Origin of the sequence: Virgibacillus salexigens, assembly GCF_014905415.1 — a bacterium.
GTDB classification, from domain to species: Bacteria; Bacillota; Bacilli; order Bacillales; family Amphibacillaceae; genus Virgibacillus; species Virgibacillus salexigens.
This window is the reverse complement of record NZ_BNEO01000004.1, coordinates 30,965-51,686: the sequence shown is the minus strand read 5'-3', so window position 1 is coordinate 51,686 and position 20,722 is coordinate 30,965. Positions and strand designations below refer to the sequence as shown.

Below are 20,722 nucleotides of genomic sequence, written 5' to 3'. Positions count from 1 at the left end.
TGGAGGGAATAACATGATATTTCGCTGGTTCATACAGCTTGGGATAATAAATTTGTTTCTTCTTTTGGGTTATGGAATAGCAGCTGTCATGCAACTTCCACTACCAGGGAGTATTATTGGTATGATTCTATTATTCTTTTTCTTATTAACGGGGGTTATACGACTGGAATGGATTGAGAAGATATCTAACTTTCAATTAAAGCATCTGACACTTCTTTTCATTCCTCCGCTCGTCACCTTATTTCTTTCCACCGGTTTTATACAAATACTCCAATGGAACATCTTATTTATACTTCTAGCAAGTAGTATATGTTGTTTATTAGGTACAGGATTTGCTGTAGAGCTATATGAAAAAAGAAGAAATGTAGAATGAGCTTTTTCATTTTTAATATACTTCTTGCAATTACGATTACTATTAGCTGCTATTTACTTGGACTATTCTTATTTAAAAAATACAAAAAATCTTGGTTAAACCCATTATATACTGCTTCCGTTATGGTTGTCATCCTATTACTATTCACACCTATCAAAGGAGAGAGCTATCAGGAAGGAATTGAATTATTCAGCCTGTTATTATAGTTAACCATCGTCTCACTAGCTGTTCCATTATACAAACAGTGGGAATTCCTTAAACGAAATTATCAAAAAATCTGTCTTGGTGTGATATGCGGAACGGGACTAGGAGTTCTTGCAGTGATTGGTTTATCTCACTTCTTTCATTTACAAGATCAACTGCTAGCTTCACTAATTCCGCGCTCTGTCACATTACCAATTGCCCTCACCATATCTAGCGATCTTGGTGGTCTAGGTTCAGTTACTGTCCTGTTTGTAATTACTTCTGCCTTATTATCACTTATTATAGGTCCTGATTTATTAAAGAAAGCAGGTATTAGGAGTAAATCTGCCAAAGGATTGGCTATGGGTACTTAGGCACAAATGTTAGGAGCAAATCGATCTTTAATATGGGGAGAAGAAGAAGGTGCAATGGGGAAGTATCGCAATGACGATATCTGCCTTATTTCTTGCAATAATTGTACCGCTACTGGCTTTTATCTCATAAATTGAACGGTAAATGCAAAATGTTTATGGAGGTGGGTCAATGAGAAATCAGCTTCGTGAGGGAATTGAAGAAGCGAAATTGTATTATATTTTAAAACTTAAAGATGCGGGTGTCATTGAGGATAAAAATAAGAAGATGAATAATCTCACATTGAGTGAACTACAGCGATTGGTTAAATTTTATCAGTTATAAGTTATTCGGAAACTATCCAGGATAGTTTCCGTTTCTATTCACTTCCCAATCATTATGTTAGGAAACCTAACATAAAAGTGAGATAATGACTGTATTGTCCGAAAATTACGTCGATTAATTCTTCAGGAGGGAAACAAAATGATATCCTATAAAGATAAAAAAGTAATTACAATTGGTATTGTACACGAACTTACTGGCCTATCAGAAAGGAAAATTCGCTATTATGAAGAGCGCGGACTATTATTTCCAGAACGAAGTAAACGGGGAACCAGAAAATATTCTTTTTCAGATATAGAATTGTTAATGAAGATTGCTGATCTACGTGAAGACGGTGTTCAAACCACTGAAATTAAACGTGACATGATTCGAGAAAAAAGAAAGAAAGACATTCGAAGTGAAATGTTACAAGGCCAATTAAACGCTCACTTTAATCGGCGTCCATAAATTTTCGAATTCTCTCCTTATAAAAACGACTACATTTAATGCAGTCGTTTCAAATTAGATTTATGAACGGATTTGCCCTGTACCATGTATAAAGAATTTGCTAGATGTTAATGCTGGAAGCCCCATCGGTCCTCTTGCATGTAATTTCTGTGTGCTAATGCCAATTTCTGCACCATATCCAAATTCGAAACCATCTGTAAATCTTGTTGAAGCGTTATGATATACAACCGCAGCATCAACATGTGTTTGAAAGTAGATAGCGTGATTATCATTTGCTGTAATAATTGCTTCCGAATGCTTTGTTCCATAAGCATTAATATGATTAACAGCTGAATTGCAGTTTTTTACGACACGTACAGCAATTGCTAAATCAAGAAATTCTGTGTACCATATTTCTTCTGATGCTTGTTTAGCAAAAGGGAAAGCCTCACATACGATATCATCGCCATAAATTTCCACCTTATTTTCTCGTAATGTATCAAGAAGTTCTACACCATGATGATTAAACCAATCCTCATGAATCAAAACAGTTTCAATCGCATTACATACAGATGGTCGTTGTATTTTCGCATTAATTGCAATATCCTGAACCATCTTCACATCGGCTGTATCGTCAATATAAACGTGACAATTACCAGCACCTGTCTCTATTACTGGTACGGTAGATTCCTTAATCACCGTTTCAATCAAATTTTTCCCGCCTCTTGGAATTAATACATCCAAATATTCATTTAATGTAAATAATGCTTTTGCAGAATCTCTATTTGTATTTTCAATTAACTGTACTGCATCTACAGAAAGATTGCTAGTAGATAATGCTTGATGTATCGAATGGACTAAAGCTTGGTTAGAATATTTAGCAGAGGAGCTGCCTCGTAATATTACTGCATTCCCAGTTTTGACAGCAAGAGTTGCAGCATCGATGGTAACATTTGGTCTTGCTTCATAAATCATACCGATAACTCCGATTGGTACACGCTTCCTTTCAATTAGCAATCCATTATCCTTTTCAATCGACTCAAGCACGTCACCAATTGGATCGGCTAAATCAATTAATTGGTAAATGGCATTATACATTAATCGGATTCGATCTTTATCTAACATAATTCGATCTATTACAGATTCATTTAGGCCATTAGTACGGCCATCAACAATATCTTTTTGATTTTCGCTTAATATATAATCCAAATCCTGTATTAATTGATCTGCGATTAATTGCAAAGCCTTATTTTTATCTTCGGTAGTCACCCCATTTAATTGATAACTTGCGACTTTGGCTAACTTTCCTTTCTCCAGAACTTCTTCCATTATCTCTCCTCCTCTAAATGTTATCTTTATTATTTCAACCTTACCCAACGATCACGATGGATAACGCGTGATGATAAACAGCTATTATCTGTATTTCTTTCTTCCATTTCTTTGTTCACAATGGCAGCTGAACAACTGACTTCCCCTTTTCCAATAAGCCCCTTTATTCCATAAACTTCCACCACGTCTCCTTCTTGAAAGGTTCCTTTGATTTTTTTTATTCCTGCGGAAAGAAGACTTGCTCCTTGATATAAGATTGCTTTCTCTGCCCCTTCATCGACATAAATTTTCCCCATCGTCTCTGAATGAAGTGCTATCCACTGCCTATTTGTATTAACAGTTACTTTCGATTTATTAGAAATGTATGTACCATCCCCATCGCCACTAATAATTTCGAGGAGCTTTCTCTCCCCCTCACCTGTACCAATAAATACATTAACACCTAAAGATAAAGCCATTCGTGCTGCTTCCAATTTTGACTTCATCCCACCGGTACCTACAGAAGACCCGTTTGATTCAGCAGCGGCAATCATTTCCTCTGTGATCATCTCTAGATAATCATACTTAACAACATCTGGGTTGGTACGCGGATTACCATTATATAAACCATTTATGTCCGTTAACATCATTAATTGATCTGCATGAACAATACCACTTACTAATGCTGAAAGCATATCATTATCTCCAAATGTAAGCTCATTTATAGACACCGTATCATTTTCATTAATGATTGGAATGACGCGTCGTTCCAAAAGTTCCATCATCGTATTGAATACATTTTTGTATCTACTACGTGTAGTAAAATCTTCTCTAGTTAGTAGTAATTGGGCAGCAGTTAACCTAAACTCAGCAAACTTCTCCATATAGGTTTGAATTAATAATCCCTGCCCTACCGCTGCAGCTGCTTGCTTTCCTTTTACCGTTACCGGCTTTGAAGCATAGCCGATTTTAGAAAAACCGGAAGCAACTGCCCCAGAAGATACTAACACAACATCATGATTTTGTTGACGAAGTCTAGCAATTGCTTCCACATGCTCCGTCAATTTCCTTTTATCTAGCTCACCTTGTGGATTAGTTAACGAACTACTTCCAATTTTGACTACAATTCTCTGTTTACTCATACTGTATGCCCCTATCCTTCTGTCTTCTTTCTATAGATGTTTAACTAAGAACCAGCTATCTACTATAATTAAAATGAAAGTAATATATAAAAAAAGCCCTATTCGTCCTGCTACTCAGGACGAAAGAGCTTTTCTTCCGCGGTACCACCTAATTTGGATGATTACATCCCGTCTTGTTGCGTTAACGCCATGCAAAGCGCCTGCTTTATGCAGGACTCAGAAGGCGCGTTCTGTGACAATAAGTGAAGTGGGCTTCCAGCTAATAACCCACTCTCTCTGGCCACCTATTTCTACCACATACTATTCCTTCCTTACCGTTCAAGTATGTTTTTTTAATATTATGGATAGAAATAGCACTTATGTCAACTGTTTTTTCAAAATTAATGCAAATTACTTACTTATCTGTACTGATTTCGGTTGAGATCTTTTAATAAAGAATGACAAGATTAGGGCAATGATTGCAAACACGCCTGCAACAATAAAGGACACATTTACACCATGGATCATACCATTTAACCCTTCTTCAGGTATTGCACTATTTGTCATAACCGAAACTAACAGTGCTGTACCAACTGCACCAGCAACTTGTCGCATGGTATTATTCATAGCTGTACCATGTGGAATTAAATTCACTGGTAGCTGGTTTAATCCAGCTGTTGTAACAGGCATCATTACCATAGCAATTCCAAACATACGAATTGCATTAACGGTGGCAAGATAAGTAAACGTTGTATCTGCTGATAAATTTGAAAACATAAATGTAGTCACGGTAACAATCGTTAATCCAATAATGGAGAGCCACCGCGCCCCAAACTTATCAAATAAACGCCCCGTAATTGGGTTCATAACTCCCATAAGCACAGCACCAGGTAATAACATTAACCCTGATTCCAATGCAGTAAACCCAAGCATATTTTGAGCGAGTAATGGTAATACAACTGCTGCTCCAATCATCGCTATGAATGTAACCATACCTAAAACGGTTGTTAAAGTGAAAATACTATTTTTAAATACCCGGAATTCAAGGATTGGTTGTTCCAGCTTCATTTGTCTCCAAATAAAGAAGAAGAGCGTGATTGCACCTATAACTAGAGAAAGAATAACCTCGAAGCTTCCCCAGCCGTTATTACCAGCACTACTGAATCCAAATAATAGGCCTCCGAACCCTAACGTTGAAAGAACAATGGATATCATATCCAATTTTGGGAATGTACGATTTGTAATATTCTTTAATATAAAGTAAGCAATAATAATATCAACAATAATGATTGGCAATATAATATAGAACAGACTTCTCCACGGAAAATGCTCTACTAACCAGCCGGATAACGTTGGTCCAATGGCTGGAGCAAATGCGATAACCAACCCAAACATCCCCATTGCTGAACCGCGTTTTTCAACAGGAAATATTAGGAATAATATAGTCTGCATTAATGGCATAATAATACCAGCAGCGGCAGCTTGTGCAACACGTCCAGCCATCAAGATACTGAAATTCGGAGCGATTGCACAGATCACTGTTCCCACCGCAAATATCGTTAATGCAGTCAAGAACAATCCTCTTGTTGTAAAACGTTCAATTAAAAATGCAGTAATTGGAATCATTATTCCATTAACAAGCATAAAAATGGATTGCAACCATTGTGCTGTATTAGCGTCTAATTGCAAGTCTGCCATAATATGAGGCAAGGCTGTGGCTAATAATGTTTGATTTAAAATAGCAACAAAAGCACCAGATATAAGAACAATCATTAGCGGTACTTTATTTACAGAAGTTGGATTATTTGCTTCTGAAACATTGTTGTCCACCATAAAATCTTCCTTCTTTCTTTTAAAATTCTTTTTAATCTTATGGATGCCTCAGCGACAGCTTTTTATACATACGTATTACCTGTGGTAGAGCTATAAAGCACCCTAATTTAGACTCAAAGTTTAGTCATAAACATCATCATACCATATCGAAAATACATTACAAACTAAAATGTTTCAACCACTATGTAAAAAATTCAATCCATTTTCTCATTCATAAAAAAACGAGCATCCTTGCTCGTTTTTCCTATTTCCGAAGTTCTCTATGAGAAGCATGAAAATGAAGCTTGCCATTTTTAAATGGATAAAGGTTTAGTTCTGCCGCTTCCGTAGCATGATTTACAATGATTTCCTCCATTAACTCATTGGCACTTTTTCCGCTTGTAAGTATCCCAAGTTTTTCGGCTGTGGTATATAATTTTGCTTCATGAATAGCATGTACTAAAGCTTTTACTTCTTCCCCCTTCGTTTCAATCCCTAGCTCTTGCGCCTCTTTTTTTACCGAATGTGCAAGAACTTCTTTCTTCAGCTCCTTGATACTTTTGCCTTGTTGTTCAATTCCTAATTGTTGCGCTTTATTTTTAATCATTGCTTCATGAACTTCTTTCGCCAGATTCTCTTGCGACTTATTGTTTGTAGCTATTCCTAGTTCTTTCGCTTTGTTTATAACTTTTTGATGATGAACTTCTTCCTTCAGTTCTTTAAATGATTTTCCTTTTGTTTCTACTCCCATTTCTTTTGCATTTTTTAGAATGGTTGTTTTTATAATTTCCTTATGAATTTCTTTTGTTGACTTATCTTCTACCTTAATTCCTAATTCTTTCGCCTTTTGATGAAGTAACGCCTTATGAACATCGTTTGCTTGCTTGGAATGATGCATGTCCGATAATCGGATGTCTAAAAATTCTGCAGAGACCGAATTCCCACCTGCTACCAAAGCAAAAATCGCAATCATACTTAATAGTAATATTTTTTTCATCTTCTTACATCCTTTCTATATCCTCTCAAGAAAATAGCTTACCCATTTGTTACAAAATCATTTATTGATTTTATGAAACAAAAATGATGTTTCATCGTATGTAGATTATATAAAGTGTTATAAAAAAGAAAGGAGTAACAAATGAAAAAAGCGATTTTTATTCTACTGTCCGTTTTATTTATCGGGAGCTTAACTGGATGTTCTTTTCTAGAAGAAACAACGAATTCAGTCAATTATGTGAATGAAACATCAGATTATATAAATGATTTAAGTGAATTTGCAAACGAAGCAACACAACTTCCAGAAGAAGAGCTTGTCATAAAGCTAGAAGGTCTACAAGATACAATAAAGGATTTTCTTACGATAGAACCACCGAGCCTGGCTGAAGATATTCATCAGAAATTAGAATCTCAAAGCCAAGCATTATTGGATGCAACAAATGGTATCATTGATCAAGGAGAAATTGCCGTTGAACAATTTAAGGAGTCAGAAGTATATCAAACAATGGAGAATATTATCGAATTCCAATCACAAATTGAACAATTGGAATTATAAGACTGTAACGAAAACACCGTATCTTCATGGACCGAAATGAACATAATATCTACCAAGAGATAACTCGGGTAAGCAAAAATCTCATCGCGCCTACCCGAGTGCTTTTTCATTACAGAAACTCAAAGTACCTGAAATTAGTCATAGAATGTCATATGCTTTTTCGCCTGCTTATAATAGTCCAATCGATCTGCCAGGGTACCTGTATGAAACTCAAATTTATGCCCGTCCGGATCTGTAAAATAAATCGATTGCTTATCGCGAACATCGCGTTGTCTACCTTGCAATATAGAAACGTTTAAACTCCCTAACCGATCGTACATCTGCTGAAAATCTTTTTCTTCAATAGAAAAAGCAATGTGTGTATAAGACTCCTGAATTTCTTCTCGCGGAACATTCTTCTCCTCATTTAAAGCTAGCCATAGCCCATTCAAATCAAAATAAGCCGTACTTTTCCCTTTCACTAGAAGTTTTGCATCAAACACGTGCTGATAAAAATCAATAGAGACTTCCAAATCAGAAACTGAAAATAGCAAATGATTAATTCCTTTTATTCTCAAGTTTTGTCCCTCCTTTTCATTATGATACAAAAAAACTTACCTTCAAAAAATAAATTTTTGAAAGTAAGTGTTAAGCTTGCATGTTTAATTCATTAAAAAACTTTTGTTTTCTCTACCCAATCGATAAAGTTATCAACTACGGAATCTACAAATTCAATTGTTGGTTCATCGGTAAGCTTGCCTTGCTCATCCATTTTTTCATGAACAGAACCAATGAATACTTCATTGCCTGGCAATGTCAATGCACCAATCCCTGGAGCTTGTAAGATTTGACGAAGGTGCATTTGCGCACGGATCGTTCCCATTGCACCCATAGAAGCACCAACGATCATGACTGGTTTTTTCACTAATACTTGTTCTACTCTCGAGAACCAATCAAGCGCATTTTTTAACATGCCTGAAATAGAACCATTATATTCTGGTGTTGCAATAAGTACACCATCACTCATTAAGATTTTATTTCGAATTTCTTTCACAATTTCAGGTGGATTGTATTCCTCATCCTGATTATAAAAAGGAAGCTGATCAATAGGTAGAATCTCAACCTCTACTTTATTCGTATATCTTTTTTGTAAAAAGCGAGTCAGCTTCAAGTTGTATGAATCTTGGCGGTTACTTCCGACCATTGCTACAATTTTCATCTCGTATTCCTCCTGTTAGTTATTAAAAATAATCGCATAATATATTGTTACAAAAATCACAGGAAACATCAAGAGATCTGTTTCATTTATGAAACAGATTAGAAAAACCATAAATGCCCTATGCAGGATGTCCATGTACATCAAGTACATTACTGATTAGTTTCCTCTAGTCGAGCCCCTCCATATTGTTGATTTCAACCATTTTTAAAGGCGAAGCTCAGAAACGCTTCGCCTTTTATTAATCTCCTGGATATTTTTTGGATTTTCGTTTATTTAAATATTTTTTTATTACCGGATAGATAATGGGACCATATTTTATTAGTTTTCGAATTAACCTTTTCATCGTATTTCCTCCAATTTATTTATATTTCTATCATACCTTAATTCTCAAGAAGTTAAACCAAACCTTTATATTGATGCATTATTCTCTATTAACGAAAGTATTATAATAAGTGTACAAAACCAAAAAAACAGCGGAAGAAAAAAGCACCATTTTATAAATAAATCTGATCAGTAAAACGCTGCCAAATCAACTTTAATGTAAATTTTCAATAAAGATATTGATTTTATTATACTATGAGTATAAAATAGGTTAGTATTATATAAAAAATTACTCTTCAGAATGAAAGAAGGAATGAACAATTGGAAGCACATTCTATTGAAAAACGTCCACCCTATGGAATGATCGCTATTTTATTTATTGGAGCATTTGTTGCCATATTAAATGAAACGTTATTAAATATAGCATTGCCGTCAATTATGGCCGAATTTGATGTAAGTCCATCCGCCGTACAGTGGTTAACAAATGGATATATGCTGGTAAACGGAATTCTTATTCCAGCAAGCGCATTTTTTATTCAGCGGTTTACCAATAAAAGTTTATTTATAACTGCCATGGCTCTATTTACAGCTGGAACACTAACAGCTGCCCTTGCCTCTTCATTTGGAATACTACTTGTAGCTCGAATGATTCAAGCGGCCGGTTCAGCAGTGATGATGCCATTATTAATGAATGTCATGCTAACCGCATTTCCAGTCGAAAAACGAGGTACAGCAATGGGAACCTTTGGTTTGGTAATGATTGTTGCACCTGCAATTGGCCCAACATTATCTGGTTGGATTATTGAACATTATGATTGGAGAACGCTATTCTATATTGTACTCCCGTTTGCTGTATTTACACTAATCTATGCAATCGTTAAATTAAAAAATATTACCCCGCAACGAGCCATTAGACTTGATATCCTGTCCATTATTTTATCAAGTTTAGGTTTTGGTGGGTTACTTTATGGATTTAGTTCAGCAGGAGAAAGCGGATGGAATGATCCATCTGTTTATGGAACGATTATTGTTGGAGCCTTGTCTGTCATTGGCCTTATTCTTCGTCAATTACGAATGGATGATCCAATGTTAGAGTTTCGAATCTTTAAGCATTCGATGTTCGCATTATCATCCGCTATCTCCATTGTCCTTGCTGTAGCAATGTTCTCAGCAATGATTTTAATGCCTATTTACGTACAGACGATTCGTGGCATTTCTCCACTAGATTCTGGGTTATTAATGCTACCAGGAGCACTTGTGATGGGAATTATGTCACCAATTACAGGAAGATTATTTGACAAATACGGGCCAAAATTGTTAGCAATTACGGGTCTATTCATTACCATTGCAACAACCTATTTCTTTAGCCGTCTAGATATGGATACTGCTTATGGTACGATCATGCTTCTATACACGGTTCGTATGTTCGGAATGTCAATGGTCATGATGCCTGTTATGACAAATGGCTTAAACCAACTACCAATTAAAGATAACCCGCACGGAACTGCAATGAATAATACCCTACAACAAGTGTCAGGAGCAATTGGTTCTGCACTATTAATTACAGTAATGAATAATCGCACAGAAAGTAAGGCAACTGAGTTGGGTGAGCAAGCAATGGCAAATATGGATCCGAGTGCTGTTCCTTCTGACCAAGCGATGGCAGAAATGCAAGCCCAAATTATGAATGAGGCAATGTTAAGCGGAATTAACTTTACCTTCTTCATATCAACCATAATTGCAGTAGGAGCATTGATTTTAGCTCTATTTATGAAACGTGTTGATACAACAGAGAGTCAAAAACAGCAACAGGAGATGGCAATGCAACAAGCAGAAATGCAAGATAGTCAGCAAACTCCCGTTCCAAATCAGTCATAATGGAAAGACAAATACCTGGTGAGCAGATCACCAGGTATTTGTCCTTAGCATGAAATTAATTGAGGTGGTAGTTCTCTATGTGAAATAGTAAATGGACGATACTCTGAAATAAATTACGTTGCGAAGGGCTCTTCCAATCTTCTGGAACTTCAGCCATTAACCACATTACTTCATCTAAAAAAACATGTTCTACTGCTTTTTTCCAAAAATGTTTCTCCTCCATAGTTAATCTTACATACTCTGTATAACCATCCATAAATATGTACCATTCATCAGGAGTGAATGTACGATCGGGGGCTGTTTCTAATTCATTATGAAACAATAATAAAACGAGAGCTAAATCAAAAATACGTGGAATCCATGTAGCGTTATCTGGGTCAATTAAAAAAGGCTCAGGTGTATATACTAAATTATTTGCTTTATAATCATGGGGTGTTGCAACATGTGGTAATTTAGCATGTTTGATTTCATCTTGTTGTCCCACCACTTTTAATAATCGCTTTCTTAATTTAGGAACCTGAACATCCTCCTTATATGGCATTGCATATCTCCTAATTGCCGCCATACTTTCTTCCACTTCCTCTATTGTAAAATCATACACATTGTATTCTGGAAGCTGATAGGTATTCGTACTCTCCGATAGTCTATGAATGGAACCAAGTAATCTACCTGCTTCTTTAATCGACTTTTCCGAGGCAATGTAACCTTCACCTTCTATAAACGGATATGCCACATAACACGCATCCTCCGTCTCTATTGGATTCTCTCTGTCCAATACAACCGGGGTGACAATATCAATCTTGTTTTTCCTTAAATGCAATAAGTACTTCATTAACCTTTTCGCTTTTTCTAATGGTTGCTGTGTTCTCTTTATAATTATATTTCCTGTAGTATGTTGAACTTTATAAACTGGAGAGAACGGATAAATACTTATTGGTGCTTCATCCGTCTTAATTCCAAAATGCTTCATTATTTTACTACTATTCATTTGATAATCCCTCTACATTACCTGCAAATTGGGCTTAATCAGCCAAAACCTTGGTAATTCCTTTCGTAAGATTCATGTTTATTTCATACATTGTTTAAAATTATCTCATCACTCACTCCATACATCAAATTGCTTACCATTAGGATCAGAAAAGATAAAATTCCTACCAGCATGTCCTCTGTTTTCAATAGGACCTACTTTTATATGATGACTGGATAATTCGCTATGTAGCTTTAGTAAATCAGTTTATCCATTGAATTCAAACGACAAGTGAAAAGCATTCTTGACCACGTTGATCTAAAAAATTTTAGCTTTGACCGTCCGTCGCTTTCACTAGACAAAAACTTTGGCCTGCCATATTAAGAATCGTTTAATTTTTATCTTGATAGGTAAGCACAGCACCTAAATAATGAACATACCAAGTTATTGATAATTCTAACTCCTTTATAGGTAAATAAGTCGTGCCTGCTCGTAATAACCTGTTATTCAAGTTGGATGCCTCCTTTTAACGATTGGTTTACCGCCTCTAACGCATGTATAGTTGTCGTATCAAAAATAGGCAGTATGACATCTTCGCTTTTGAGTAACATGCCAATCTCTGTACAGCCTAAAATAACACCTTCGGCTTCCTGTTCGATCAGTTCATTTATCACCTTTTGAAAAACAGCCCTTGAAGATGTATGAGTATGACCCAGACATAATTCATTGAATATGATGTCATTTATGTTGCGTCTTTCTTCTTGATCAGGAATCACCACATGAATTCCATGTTCTTCAAGGCGTGACTTATAAAAATCTTGTTCCATCGTATAAGCCGTCCCAAGTAAACCAACATTCTTCATGCCTTTTTGTTTAATAGTTTTCGCTGTAGCATCCGCAATATGTAGGACCGGTATCGTGATAGCAGCTTGAATCATGTCAACGACTTTGTGCATCGTATTTGTACAAAGTATGATAAAAGAAGCTCCAGCTTGTTCTAACGACCTAGCTGCATTTGCAAGCAATTGACCTGCTTTTTCCCATTTACCTGTAGATTGATACCTCTCCATCTGATGAAAATCAACGCTATACATAATGCAAGAAGCTGAATGCAATCCACCCAGCCGTGTTTTCACTTCTTTATTAATTAATGCATAATATGTTGCCGAAGATTCCCAACTCATTCCCCCAAGTAAACCAATGGTTCTCACGTTATTCTCCTCATTCCTTTTATTTAACCTACTCCGAATTCAGTACGTCTTGAACTTACCTGTATAATTCGCCGTCTGCGTATGTAAAAGCTTCGATATATAAATAAATCCCAGTACACATAATGCAGTAATCCCCCAACTGAGGATATTTCGAATGATTAACCCTTTATCAAACGCCTCTATGCCATATGCTGATATTAGTCTAACTTTTATAATTCCTAAGATAACTTCCCTCATGGCAAATCCAAACGTAATTAAATTGAAGATCATATAAAATCTTTTCTCATAAAAAATTTTTTTCATTTTTTTACGACTTTGGCCTTGCAGCTCGGCAAAATCTAAGGTAAACAATAAAACCAATGGCCGTTTGATTAATATAGTAAATAAAAAGAATGCGGCCATGGCAAATGCATAATATACATTATTCCAAAGCATCTGTATTGCTGAGCCAGCAAGTACGTTTACCAAGGTACTGGCAATTAACGTAACAATCATAAATATACCAAACGTATTTATCTTCTTTACTGCAAAAAAACGGATGCAGGAATACACAATTCCGGGTATCGTTGATAGAAGCATTGCAGGATAATCACCGATGTAATCCCTTAAAACATTCCATACCAATAATGGAAAAGCCAGATAACAAATTAAATCCCAAATTACGATATTCTTTTGCATACGTACGCTCCTAAATTTAAATAATTCAATATGAATGCCCCTGTTTCATTGGCAAATAAGGTGCAGGATCAATGCTATTCCCTTCAATAACAATTGCTGTTAGTCCTGTTTCAGTTATTGTTTTATGCATTTCTGTTCTCTCCCAAAGTACAGCATCGTTACGAGTAACATCCTGAAATACATTTTCTTTTCCCTTTACCTGGCCTGAACCAGATACGATTAGTAATAATTGATCAGTTGAGGCAGCATGTTCGCCAATCTTTCCGTTAGCTTCTAAATGGGAATACATCCAATATGGATATCTACCTTTTCCAATTTGGATAATTCGTGACATTACCATATTAATTGAACCAAATAGAGTAATTGCATTCCCTGCATCTTTGGCAAAATTAAAAATTTTCATGAACTTACCTCCTGAACGCTCTTTTACTAATGATTATTAAATTTCTTGTTTAAAGGTTTAAAGCCATTCGAATGGTTTGTAATTGGTGACCATCAAAATCCTCATTAAACACTTCAACTTCTTTAAACCCTTTTGCATAATAAAAGGGTTTAGCAATTTCATTATCTCTTTCAACATTAATATAAATTACCTTTGCTTCCGGAAACATCTCTATCCCACGCGCTAATAAAGCTGTACCAATCCCTTTCCCCTGATAATCAGGCAGCAAATAAATGGCACCAAGTTCTACCTTCCCTTCAGTAACTGGTGAATAATTGACAAAGCCTATCACTTGGTTGTCTACTTCGACTACCAGAATATAGGAGAATTTCATACGTCGTTGTAGCATTTTCGCACTATATGCTTCTGTTAAAAAATGATCTTGTACAGCCTGTGGTATTAATCCTTTATATGTAGTATGCCAACTTGTTTCCGCTACACGTTGCACTTGAGTGATATCTTTTTCCGCCATTGGACGTATGTTATATTCCATATCAAAGCTCCTTTCCATTAAATTCATTATATTATGAATTTAATGATAACACAAAAAAAGACGGAGGACTTTTTGCTTATTCCTACGTCGCTATTCATGCATGTAACCACAAAAATATTGAAATCATTCCATTATTTTATTCCGTTGTAGTGACGGTGGACAAGCATAGTTATACGCTTTTATTTTTTTATTAATGATTTTGATTTTCTTTAGCCGCTCCTCTCCATCCAACGTTAAAAATTCTTTTTTTATATGATCAATTTCATTAGCTAATTCCACCCATTTTGGTAGAACATGATTATCCTTCATCGTTTTATACAGTTGTTTTTCATCTGGATTTAGATAATTCTTTCCCAAATAAAGAGGCTTTCCTTTACCAGGCAAGTTGTCAAATTGGCCATCATTTTCTGCTTTTTTTATCATTTCACCTATTGGGTCTGCATATTTAATTCGCTCATTTCCTTCATATTCTTTATCATCTTTATCCATCCATTCACCACTCATTTCAATTTTTAATTATTTTCCTATTTATATGTTATATTCGCCAATTTTCTTTAAATACCTGCTTTTTTGAGATGTTCAAAAAGTTGTCAAGTACGAAACTAATACTGATATTGCAGCTCTACTGAGGCTTCAATTTCGATCTGGCCTGGTTCAATAGGTGTTGCAAAACTCTCTGCTGATGCAGCAAATGTTTTGTAGGCTACAGGTGGTGCTTCTGTTTGCTCGATAATCTTTACTGGAACTGGGTCCAATTGAAGTTGCAGTGAATCAGCAATCGTTTGTGCTTTTTGGCCTCCATTTTCCAATGCAAACCGTAATGCTTCTTCATAATATACTTGTGGCTGATCAATGGTAAACGTAATATTAGAGACCCGATTTACACCTTGATCCACTGCTGTATCAATTATCCTGCCAATCTTACTAATATCTTTCACCCTAATTTGAACAGCATTTGTAACTTGGTAACCACGATCCATTTGTTTTCCATCTTCATATTCATACTTGGGAGAAATAGTATAGGCTGCCGTTTGAATCACTTCTTTAGGTACTCCCTCGTTATTTAGCGCTTGAATAACTTGATTCATTCGCATTGCATTTTCTTCCTGCGCTGTTTGTAGGGATTGATTTTCTGTAACAACAGCTAATTGAATGGTTACGACATTAGGTTCTACAGAAACTTTACCATCTCCATAAACCTCCATCGTTCTTCGATTTGACTCAACCTGATTAGGAGTGAACGGTTGTCTATAGTAAGGATAAGTATATTGCATCTGCACTCCTCCTTTCATGAATTAGTAAATTGTATGCATAAAGGGAGAAAATATTGACGGTTCAGATTGAAAGAAAACGAAATCAAGAAATTGCTTTCGTTTCATGCAGATTGGTTGTATATGGTGGACCTGGAGGGGGTTTTGTTACGTTTTATTTTTGTTGAACTTTAGGGGGATATTTGTGAATAACATTTACCCCCAATAATCCGGATCTGCCATTCTTATCTCCTCTACAACATCATCTAAATCCGCTGGGGTAATTATGAAAATAGCTTGTTCTTCCATTACCTGCTTTGCAATTTCATAGAAAAAGCGCGTACTTCCTGGATACTCACTATCCATTAATAAGAGGCATGCATCACTTTTATCAGCTAACCACATATTCTTTGCCTTAAACTGAAAAGCCCCCTGATAATCTCCTTTGTAGATTGGTTTATAAAAATCAGCTGTTGTTGTAATCATTTGATATTTTTCCTGAATTGTCTCTGGCCAGCGACTTTCTTGATTTTCAAAAGGAGGGAAAATTCCTAATTTCACATTGTATTCTTGTTGCAAATCAAGTACAACTTCTGCAGTCCACAACTCAATTCCCATTTGCCCTGAAATAAGTATCCATTCTAATCCTTCTTCGATTAATGGAATGAGTCGTTTCGTGATAGCTGCTTTAATATATGTAATCCTAGGATCATCCTCTTTAAAGATATTAATCTCCATTGGTTTATAACCAGTTACTGTTAGAATCTTCACATCTCACTCCTCCTTATAATAAAAGGCTGGCATATCGTATGCCAGCCTTTTACATTAAGTTAACACCATTTATGTGGTTTTTTCCAATGTTTAGGCTTGTGGCACCCATGACCCATTCCTTGGCCCATACCTGGGTACATTGCTCCCCCAACTTGCCCATTTCCGTTACCGTTTCCATTCCCATAACCCGGATCCATTGCTCCTCCTACTTGAGAAGGTACGTTATATGATCCTCCATAAACATCTACATTGTCACTCGTATTTTGTACGGAAGTTGAATGTGGAAATACGTGTTTGTTAACTGTTGTGTGATGATTGTGAACGGTTGTGTGCGACGGATGAACATGTTCTACTACATCTTCTGAGCATTGTTGTACATTATTATATTTAGTTGGATGAACGACTTGTTTTGGGCAACCACAGTTCCCATGATGATGACGTCTCATGAATAAAGACTCCCCTTTCCTGTATTTACTACACTAATAACGTATGGCAAGTAACTACGATTTGTATAAGACAATTACCCAGTCAGGAGAAATTATTTTCATGGTTTTCATCATCATATAACTGCAAAGCTAACAATCTCAATAAGCCACTAAACTCGTTGTATATGTGTATCTTTAAATGCAGTCTTGTATTTTAAACCAAACCCAAACATTCGGTCCATTCCAATATGCGCAAACCAGATGAGCGCAATTTTAAGAAACCATGTATGAACAAAGATAAAGCCAAGCATCACAATAATAATAGGCAGTGCATAGGTATGAAAGATGTTATACACCCAGGCTCCCGTTTGCTTACTTTTTAGATAACCAACCATGGAGAGATCTGGAGCAAACAAGAATAATCCAAATAATAGCCAATTAAATTCATATGCTGCATAAACATAGATACTTATTAACAAAACCGCTACGCCTTCTATACGAATGATTGTTTTCGGTTGCATCGACACGCCTCCCTTTATGCTTATTTATTGCTAATGTTAATTCGTCACGGTTTCATTTAAACGCTTTTCAAAATTGCTACATTTAGGTAACGATTGAAAGTAGAATGTATAGTTGACACGTCCTTTCTTGTGCAGTGTGCCCAAGCTTGAACTGGTTGTAATGGCTCCTAATTCTGTTTCTCCCTCCATGTAACTTATAAATAAGAGAATACATGGTTAAACCCATTTATTTCATGCTAACTCATATTCAACATCAATAATCCCCACTACTTGCTCATCTATAAGCATAACTCACATTCAATTTCCGGATTTTTGTATGTCTCTTTTTGATGTAAAGCATGATCAAAATAAGTAGTTTCGAAAAAAGAACCCTGCAACCTTAGCCAACTTTTCTCGAAATTGGCCCATAAGCTCTAATTTCCATATCTTACCTCCTTTTATTTATTTTTTTCTTTCAATATATCTCTAATTTCCTTAAGCAGTTTTTCTTGAGGGTTTGCTTTTGATGATAACTTAATCACCTCTACCTCTTTTTTGCGTTTAAATGCCATAAACAAGCGGATAATGAAAAAAATAGACAAAGCAATAATAAAGAAATCTACAACAGACTGAATAAACATGCCATATAAAATCTCTGCATTTCCAATCGTATAAGTTAAATCGGTAAAGTCCATCCCATTTAAGAGGATTTCAATCAATGGAGTAATGATATTATCCACTAGGGATGAAACGATACCACTAAATGCCGCGCCAATCACCACCGCTATAGCTAAATCAATTACATTACCCTTAAATGCAAATTCTTTAAAATCCTTCCACAACTAGATCATCCCCCTGTTCCATCCTATACATGAATTAATTTATATATGTAATTACAATGAGAATGATATAAAAGAAACAAGGTATCCTAAAACAGGATACCTTGATACTAAAGACCATGATGCGGGTTATGCTTTTGTCTCGAGTGATTTGCATTCTTTACTTTCTTAGAACCACTTAATGGTTCACCATATGGCTGTTTGGGGCTTTGTGGCAAATTAGGATGCTCTTGCTGCTTCGGTCCTTTTGGCTTACCTCCCATGGATAACTTCCTCCTTTCACACTACATAGCATTTGAGGTAGTATTCTCATTTATTCATCGACCGAACATTTGACTTGTCGCTTAATCATAAATGTATGGGATAAATAAAATCAGTGAATTCCATCCTACAACAGCTAAATAGAGCGCAGAAAGCCAAAATATTACTATGTTTAGTTAGCTGAAGTAACCCGTCGCTTAGCACAGTAAAAAAGTCGAATGCCTAAAAGCTCTCACTTTTTACGAAAAACATTCTATTTTGTGAATGCATCTGTTAAAGCAGTAACAATTTGTTTTTTACGTGAGACAACACCTTTAAGCAAGGCACGATTGTTATTATCTAAACGAACATGAAATGCTTCTTCCACTTTCGCTTTGCCATTTCCAAGTGCCAACACTTCTGAATCATTATTTAGAATATCTGTTACAACAAACAAGAATAAATCAAGATTTTTTTCGTTTATGATTTTTTCTATTTCTGGATTAATCTCATCTTGAAGCGCATAAATCTTCGCCGTATCCACCGCGTTGACTTGAGCAATTTCTACTTTTGCATCCTCCATAGAAAATTCTTTTGCATCCATCGTAAGTAATTCGGCTACAGATTTATCACTTAAGTCTGCACCAGCTTGAAGCATTTCTAAACCGTACGCTTCAAGGTTGATGCCAGCAATTTCAGCTAATTCATAAGCAGCATCTACATCTTCTTTTGTACATGTTGGTGATTTGAGTAATAATGAATCGGAAATAATTGCTGAAACTAAAAGACCAGCAATATCTTTTGTGACCTCTATTTTATTTTCTTTATACATTTTATTTAGAATAGTGGCTGTACAACCTACTGGTTCTGCACGAAAATAAAGTGGTTCACTTGTTTCAAAATTGGAAATTCGATGATGATCAACTACTTCTGCAATACGTACATCCTTAATATTATCTACACTTTGTTGGAATTCATTGTGATCGACAAGTATAACTTCGCTTACATCATTGTCCACTGTTTCAATGCGTTGTGGAGCTTCCGTTTTAAAATAATCTAATGCAAATTGGGTTTCCTTATTAACGGAACCTAATCTTGCTGGCTCTGCCGGAACTCCAAGTTTATTCTTTAAATCAGCATAAGCTAACGCCGAACAGATTGTATCAGTGTCTGGATTTTTATGGCCAAAAATTAACGTTTTTCCCATGATCATTCTCCTTCTATTAAGCTTCTACCAATAATAGCTTATCAAAATTCAAGGAAATTGAATAGCGTTTTATTTAGTCTGTTTCTGCTAATGTTTCGGTGACATTCCAAATTTTGTCATACCCGTTGTATTCATTTAAAGCGATGTCTAAATCATGAAAATATCGATGTAGACTCTGAACAGCTTCGACTGATTGGTCTTTGACGACACGTTTTGCAAAAACATTCACCTTCTCCAAATCATTCTTTAGTGATTCATTTTTCACGTCCCTTAATTGCAAATGGATTTGGGATTGTATCGTTTTTGCTTTTGATTGTTGTTCATCCCAATCCAAATTATTTATACCACCATAACCTGTCGTCTCATTATAAAATGCATGTGTCTCAGAAATAAATGTACCAATTACCTGATGTTGTTTTCCTACAGTTTCTTGTACATGCTCAATATTTTTAGATGTTTCATCATTATTTTGCTGTGAATTTTCTTCATTCACTTCCGAATTATTGGCTGCCTCGCTTTCCTGAAATAGAGAGGAGATATTGAATTGAAAGATGGTAAAGAAAAACACAGTTGAACCAATAATGGTGACTAACACAACACTCAATATTGTCCAGCCAAACCACCCCCAGCTTCTCTTTGTCTTTTTCCGCTTCATATTAAAACTCCCTTTATTTTGAACAACTGTTCAAAAGATCTAGATACGTCGATTATGATAGCATTCCATTAGTTAAAGCTTATGTTTTTGATACGTAAGTTCAATTGCTTGCTCAGTACTAATATTTACCACATGTAACTCTGGATTTAATGGATAGTCTCGACGATCTTGAAGATTAA

27 protein-coding genes and 2 pseudogenes are annotated in these 20,722 nt (G+C 35.7%); 6 read left to right on the top strand and 23 right to left on the bottom strand.

The window, feature by feature from the left end; translation table 11 throughout:
• Positions 1–13: 13 nt before the first annotated feature.
• From JKP73_RS16015 to JKP73_RS16000, 4 genes and pseudogenes are all read left to right on the top strand, one after another.
• A complete protein-coding gene (locus tag JKP73_RS16015; RefSeq protein WP_021292026.1) occupies positions 14–373 on the top strand; it encodes a CidA/LrgA family protein in 360 nt (119 codons plus the stop codon).
• Positions 370–930: pseudogene (locus JKP73_RS16010) on the top strand (LrgB family protein). Before JKP73_RS16015 ends, JKP73_RS16010 begins: the two are co-directional and overlap by 4 nt.
• A gap of 169 nt (positions 931–1,099) precedes the next feature.
• The gene (locus tag JKP73_RS16005) at positions 1,100–1,252 is read left to right on the top strand and encodes a hypothetical protein (protein ID WP_021292023.1); all 153 of its coding nucleotides are present in this window, start codon (positions 1,100–1,102) and stop codon (positions 1,250–1,252) included.
• Between the two features lie 138 nt (positions 1,253–1,390).
• Positions 1,391–1,696 (top strand): MerR family transcriptional regulator, encoded by a 306-nt coding sequence (locus JKP73_RS16000; protein WP_021292022.1) that lies wholly within the window; start codon positions 1,391–1,393, stop codon positions 1,694–1,696.
• Between the two features lie 60 nt (positions 1,697–1,756).
• Here JKP73_RS16000 and JKP73_RS15995 read toward each other — a convergent pair whose 3' ends face one another.
• The 5 genes from JKP73_RS15995 to JKP73_RS15980 form a co-directional block, all read right to left on the bottom strand.
• Complete coding sequence (locus JKP73_RS15995) at positions 1,757–3,004, bottom strand: glutamate-5-semialdehyde dehydrogenase (protein ID WP_038245719.1); 1,248 nt, start codon at positions 3,002–3,004, stop codon at positions 1,757–1,759.
• Positions 3,005–3,033: 29 nt separating this feature from the next.
• The gene (proB, locus tag JKP73_RS15990; RefSeq protein WP_021292020.1) at positions 3,034–4,125 is read right to left on the bottom strand and encodes a glutamate 5-kinase; all 1,092 of its coding nucleotides are present in this window, start codon (positions 4,123–4,125) and stop codon (positions 3,034–3,036) included.
• Between the two features lie 161 nt (positions 4,126–4,286).
• Positions 4,287–4,409, bottom strand: coding sequence for a hypothetical protein (locus JKP73_RS23425; protein ID WP_267903272.1), 123 nt, complete (start codon positions 4,407–4,409; stop codon positions 4,287–4,289).
• A 106-nt stretch (positions 4,410–4,515) separates the two neighbouring features.
• Positions 4,516–5,937, bottom strand: a complete 1,422-nt coding sequence (locus JKP73_RS15985; RefSeq protein WP_021292018.1) for an MDR family MFS transporter — start codon at positions 5,935–5,937, stop codon at positions 4,516–4,518.
• Positions 5,938–6,181: 244 nt separating this feature from the next.
• Positions 6,182–6,913: a hypothetical protein gene (locus JKP73_RS15980; protein WP_021292017.1), complete on the bottom strand. Its 732-nt coding sequence runs from the start codon at positions 6,911–6,913 to the stop codon at positions 6,182–6,184.
• 141 nt (positions 6,914–7,054) lie between these two features.
• On the opposite strand from JKP73_RS15980, the gene JKP73_RS15975 reads away from it, so the two are divergent.
• Positions 7,055–7,468 (top strand): DUF6376 family protein, encoded by a 414-nt coding sequence (locus JKP73_RS15975; RefSeq protein ID WP_021292016.1) that lies wholly within the window; start codon positions 7,055–7,057, stop codon positions 7,466–7,468.
• Between the two features lie 134 nt (positions 7,469–7,602).
• Here the strand turns inward: JKP73_RS15975 and fosM are convergent, their stop codons facing one another.
• From fosM to yxzF, 3 genes are all read right to left on the bottom strand, one after another.
• Positions 7,603–8,025, bottom strand: a complete 423-nt coding sequence (fosM, locus tag JKP73_RS15970; protein WP_038245721.1) for a FosM family fosfomycin resistance protein — start codon at positions 8,023–8,025, stop codon at positions 7,603–7,605.
• 92 nt (positions 8,026–8,117) lie between these two features.
• Positions 8,118–8,666 carry an NADPH-dependent FMN reductase gene (locus tag JKP73_RS15965; RefSeq protein WP_021292014.1) on the bottom strand — a complete coding sequence of 183 codons (549 nt, stop codon included), beginning with the start codon at positions 8,664–8,666 and terminating at the stop codon, positions 8,118–8,120.
• Between the two features lie 238 nt (positions 8,667–8,904).
• Positions 8,905–9,009 (bottom strand): small protein YxzF, encoded by a 105-nt coding sequence (gene yxzF / locus JKP73_RS23770; protein WP_021292013.1) that lies wholly within the window; start codon positions 9,007–9,009, stop codon positions 8,905–8,907.
• A gap of 338 nt (positions 9,010–9,347) precedes the next feature.
• On the opposite strand from yxzF, the gene JKP73_RS15960 reads away from it, so the two are divergent.
• The gene (locus JKP73_RS15960; protein WP_051739273.1) at positions 9,348–10,865 is read left to right on the top strand and encodes a DHA2 family efflux MFS transporter permease subunit; all 1,518 of its coding nucleotides are present in this window, start codon (positions 9,348–9,350) and stop codon (positions 10,863–10,865) included.
• A gap of 55 nt (positions 10,866–10,920) precedes the next feature.
• Here JKP73_RS15960 and JKP73_RS15955 read toward each other — a convergent pair whose 3' ends face one another.
• The 15 genes and pseudogenes from JKP73_RS15955 to JKP73_RS15885 all read right to left on the bottom strand — a co-directional run bounded on the left by JKP73_RS15955 (position 10,921) and on the right by JKP73_RS15885 (position 20,543).
• Entirely contained in the window at positions 10,921–11,853 is a 933-nt protein-coding gene (locus tag JKP73_RS15955; RefSeq protein WP_200411546.1) for a phosphotransferase, read from the bottom strand.
• A gap of 108 nt (positions 11,854–11,961) precedes the next feature.
• A pseudogene (locus tag JKP73_RS15950) lies at positions 11,962–12,343 on the bottom strand (VOC family protein).
• On the bottom strand, positions 12,336–13,043 hold the full coding sequence (locus JKP73_RS15945; RefSeq protein WP_200411545.1) for an aspartate/glutamate racemase family protein: 708 nt from the start codon (positions 13,041–13,043) through the stop codon (positions 12,336–12,338). Before JKP73_RS15945 ends, JKP73_RS15950 begins: the two are co-directional and overlap by 8 nt.
• Before the next feature lie 39 nt (positions 13,044–13,082).
• On the bottom strand, positions 13,083–13,721 hold the full coding sequence (locus JKP73_RS15940; RefSeq protein ID WP_021292008.1) for a VC0807 family protein: 639 nt from the start codon (positions 13,719–13,721) through the stop codon (positions 13,083–13,085).
• 25 nt (positions 13,722–13,746) lie between these two features.
• A complete protein-coding gene (locus JKP73_RS15935) occupies positions 13,747–14,124 on the bottom strand; it encodes a cupin (protein ID WP_200411544.1) in 378 nt (125 codons plus the stop codon).
• 49 nt (positions 14,125–14,173) lie between these two features.
• Complete coding sequence (locus tag JKP73_RS15930; protein WP_021292006.1) at positions 14,174–14,656, bottom strand: GNAT family N-acetyltransferase; 483 nt, start codon at positions 14,654–14,656, stop codon at positions 14,174–14,176.
• A 123-nt stretch (positions 14,657–14,779) separates the two neighbouring features.
• Positions 14,780–15,160: a DnaJ family domain-containing protein gene (locus JKP73_RS15925; protein ID WP_234447128.1), complete on the bottom strand. Its 381-nt coding sequence runs from the start codon at positions 15,158–15,160 to the stop codon at positions 14,780–14,782.
• Positions 15,161–15,258: 98 nt separating this feature from the next.
• Complete coding sequence (locus JKP73_RS15920; RefSeq protein ID WP_051739224.1) at positions 15,259–15,930, bottom strand: SIMPL domain-containing protein; 672 nt, start codon at positions 15,928–15,930, stop codon at positions 15,259–15,261.
• A gap of 192 nt (positions 15,931–16,122) precedes the next feature.
• Positions 16,123–16,677, bottom strand: a complete 555-nt coding sequence (locus JKP73_RS15915) for an SLOG family protein (RefSeq protein ID WP_021292002.1) — start codon at positions 16,675–16,677, stop codon at positions 16,123–16,125.
• Between the two features lie 59 nt (positions 16,678–16,736).
• On the bottom strand, positions 16,737–17,123 hold the full coding sequence (locus JKP73_RS15910) for a CotD family spore coat protein (RefSeq protein WP_021292001.1): 387 nt from the start codon (positions 17,121–17,123) through the stop codon (positions 16,737–16,739).
• Between the two features lie 149 nt (positions 17,124–17,272).
• Positions 17,273–17,623: a DUF4260 domain-containing protein gene (locus tag JKP73_RS15905; RefSeq protein ID WP_021292000.1), complete on the bottom strand. Its 351-nt coding sequence runs from the start codon at positions 17,621–17,623 to the stop codon at positions 17,273–17,275.
• Positions 17,624–18,060: 437 nt separating this feature from the next.
• The gene (gene mscL, locus JKP73_RS15900; protein WP_021291999.1) at positions 18,061–18,444 is read right to left on the bottom strand and encodes a large conductance mechanosensitive channel protein MscL; all 384 of its coding nucleotides are present in this window, start codon (positions 18,442–18,444) and stop codon (positions 18,061–18,063) included.
• A 107-nt stretch (positions 18,445–18,551) separates the two neighbouring features.
• The gene (locus tag JKP73_RS15895; protein WP_021291998.1) at positions 18,552–18,704 is read right to left on the bottom strand and encodes a small acid-soluble spore protein P; all 153 of its coding nucleotides are present in this window, start codon (positions 18,702–18,704) and stop codon (positions 18,552–18,554) included.
• Between the two features lie 251 nt (positions 18,705–18,955).
• The gene (locus JKP73_RS15890) at positions 18,956–19,888 is read right to left on the bottom strand and encodes a manganese-dependent inorganic pyrophosphatase (protein ID WP_160807384.1); all 933 of its coding nucleotides are present in this window, start codon (positions 19,886–19,888) and stop codon (positions 18,956–18,958) included.
• A 73-nt stretch (positions 19,889–19,961) separates the two neighbouring features.
• Entirely contained in the window at positions 19,962–20,543 is a 582-nt protein-coding gene (locus JKP73_RS15885) for a hypothetical protein (RefSeq protein ID WP_160807385.1), read from the bottom strand.
• Positions 20,544–20,722: the final 179 nt, after the last annotated feature.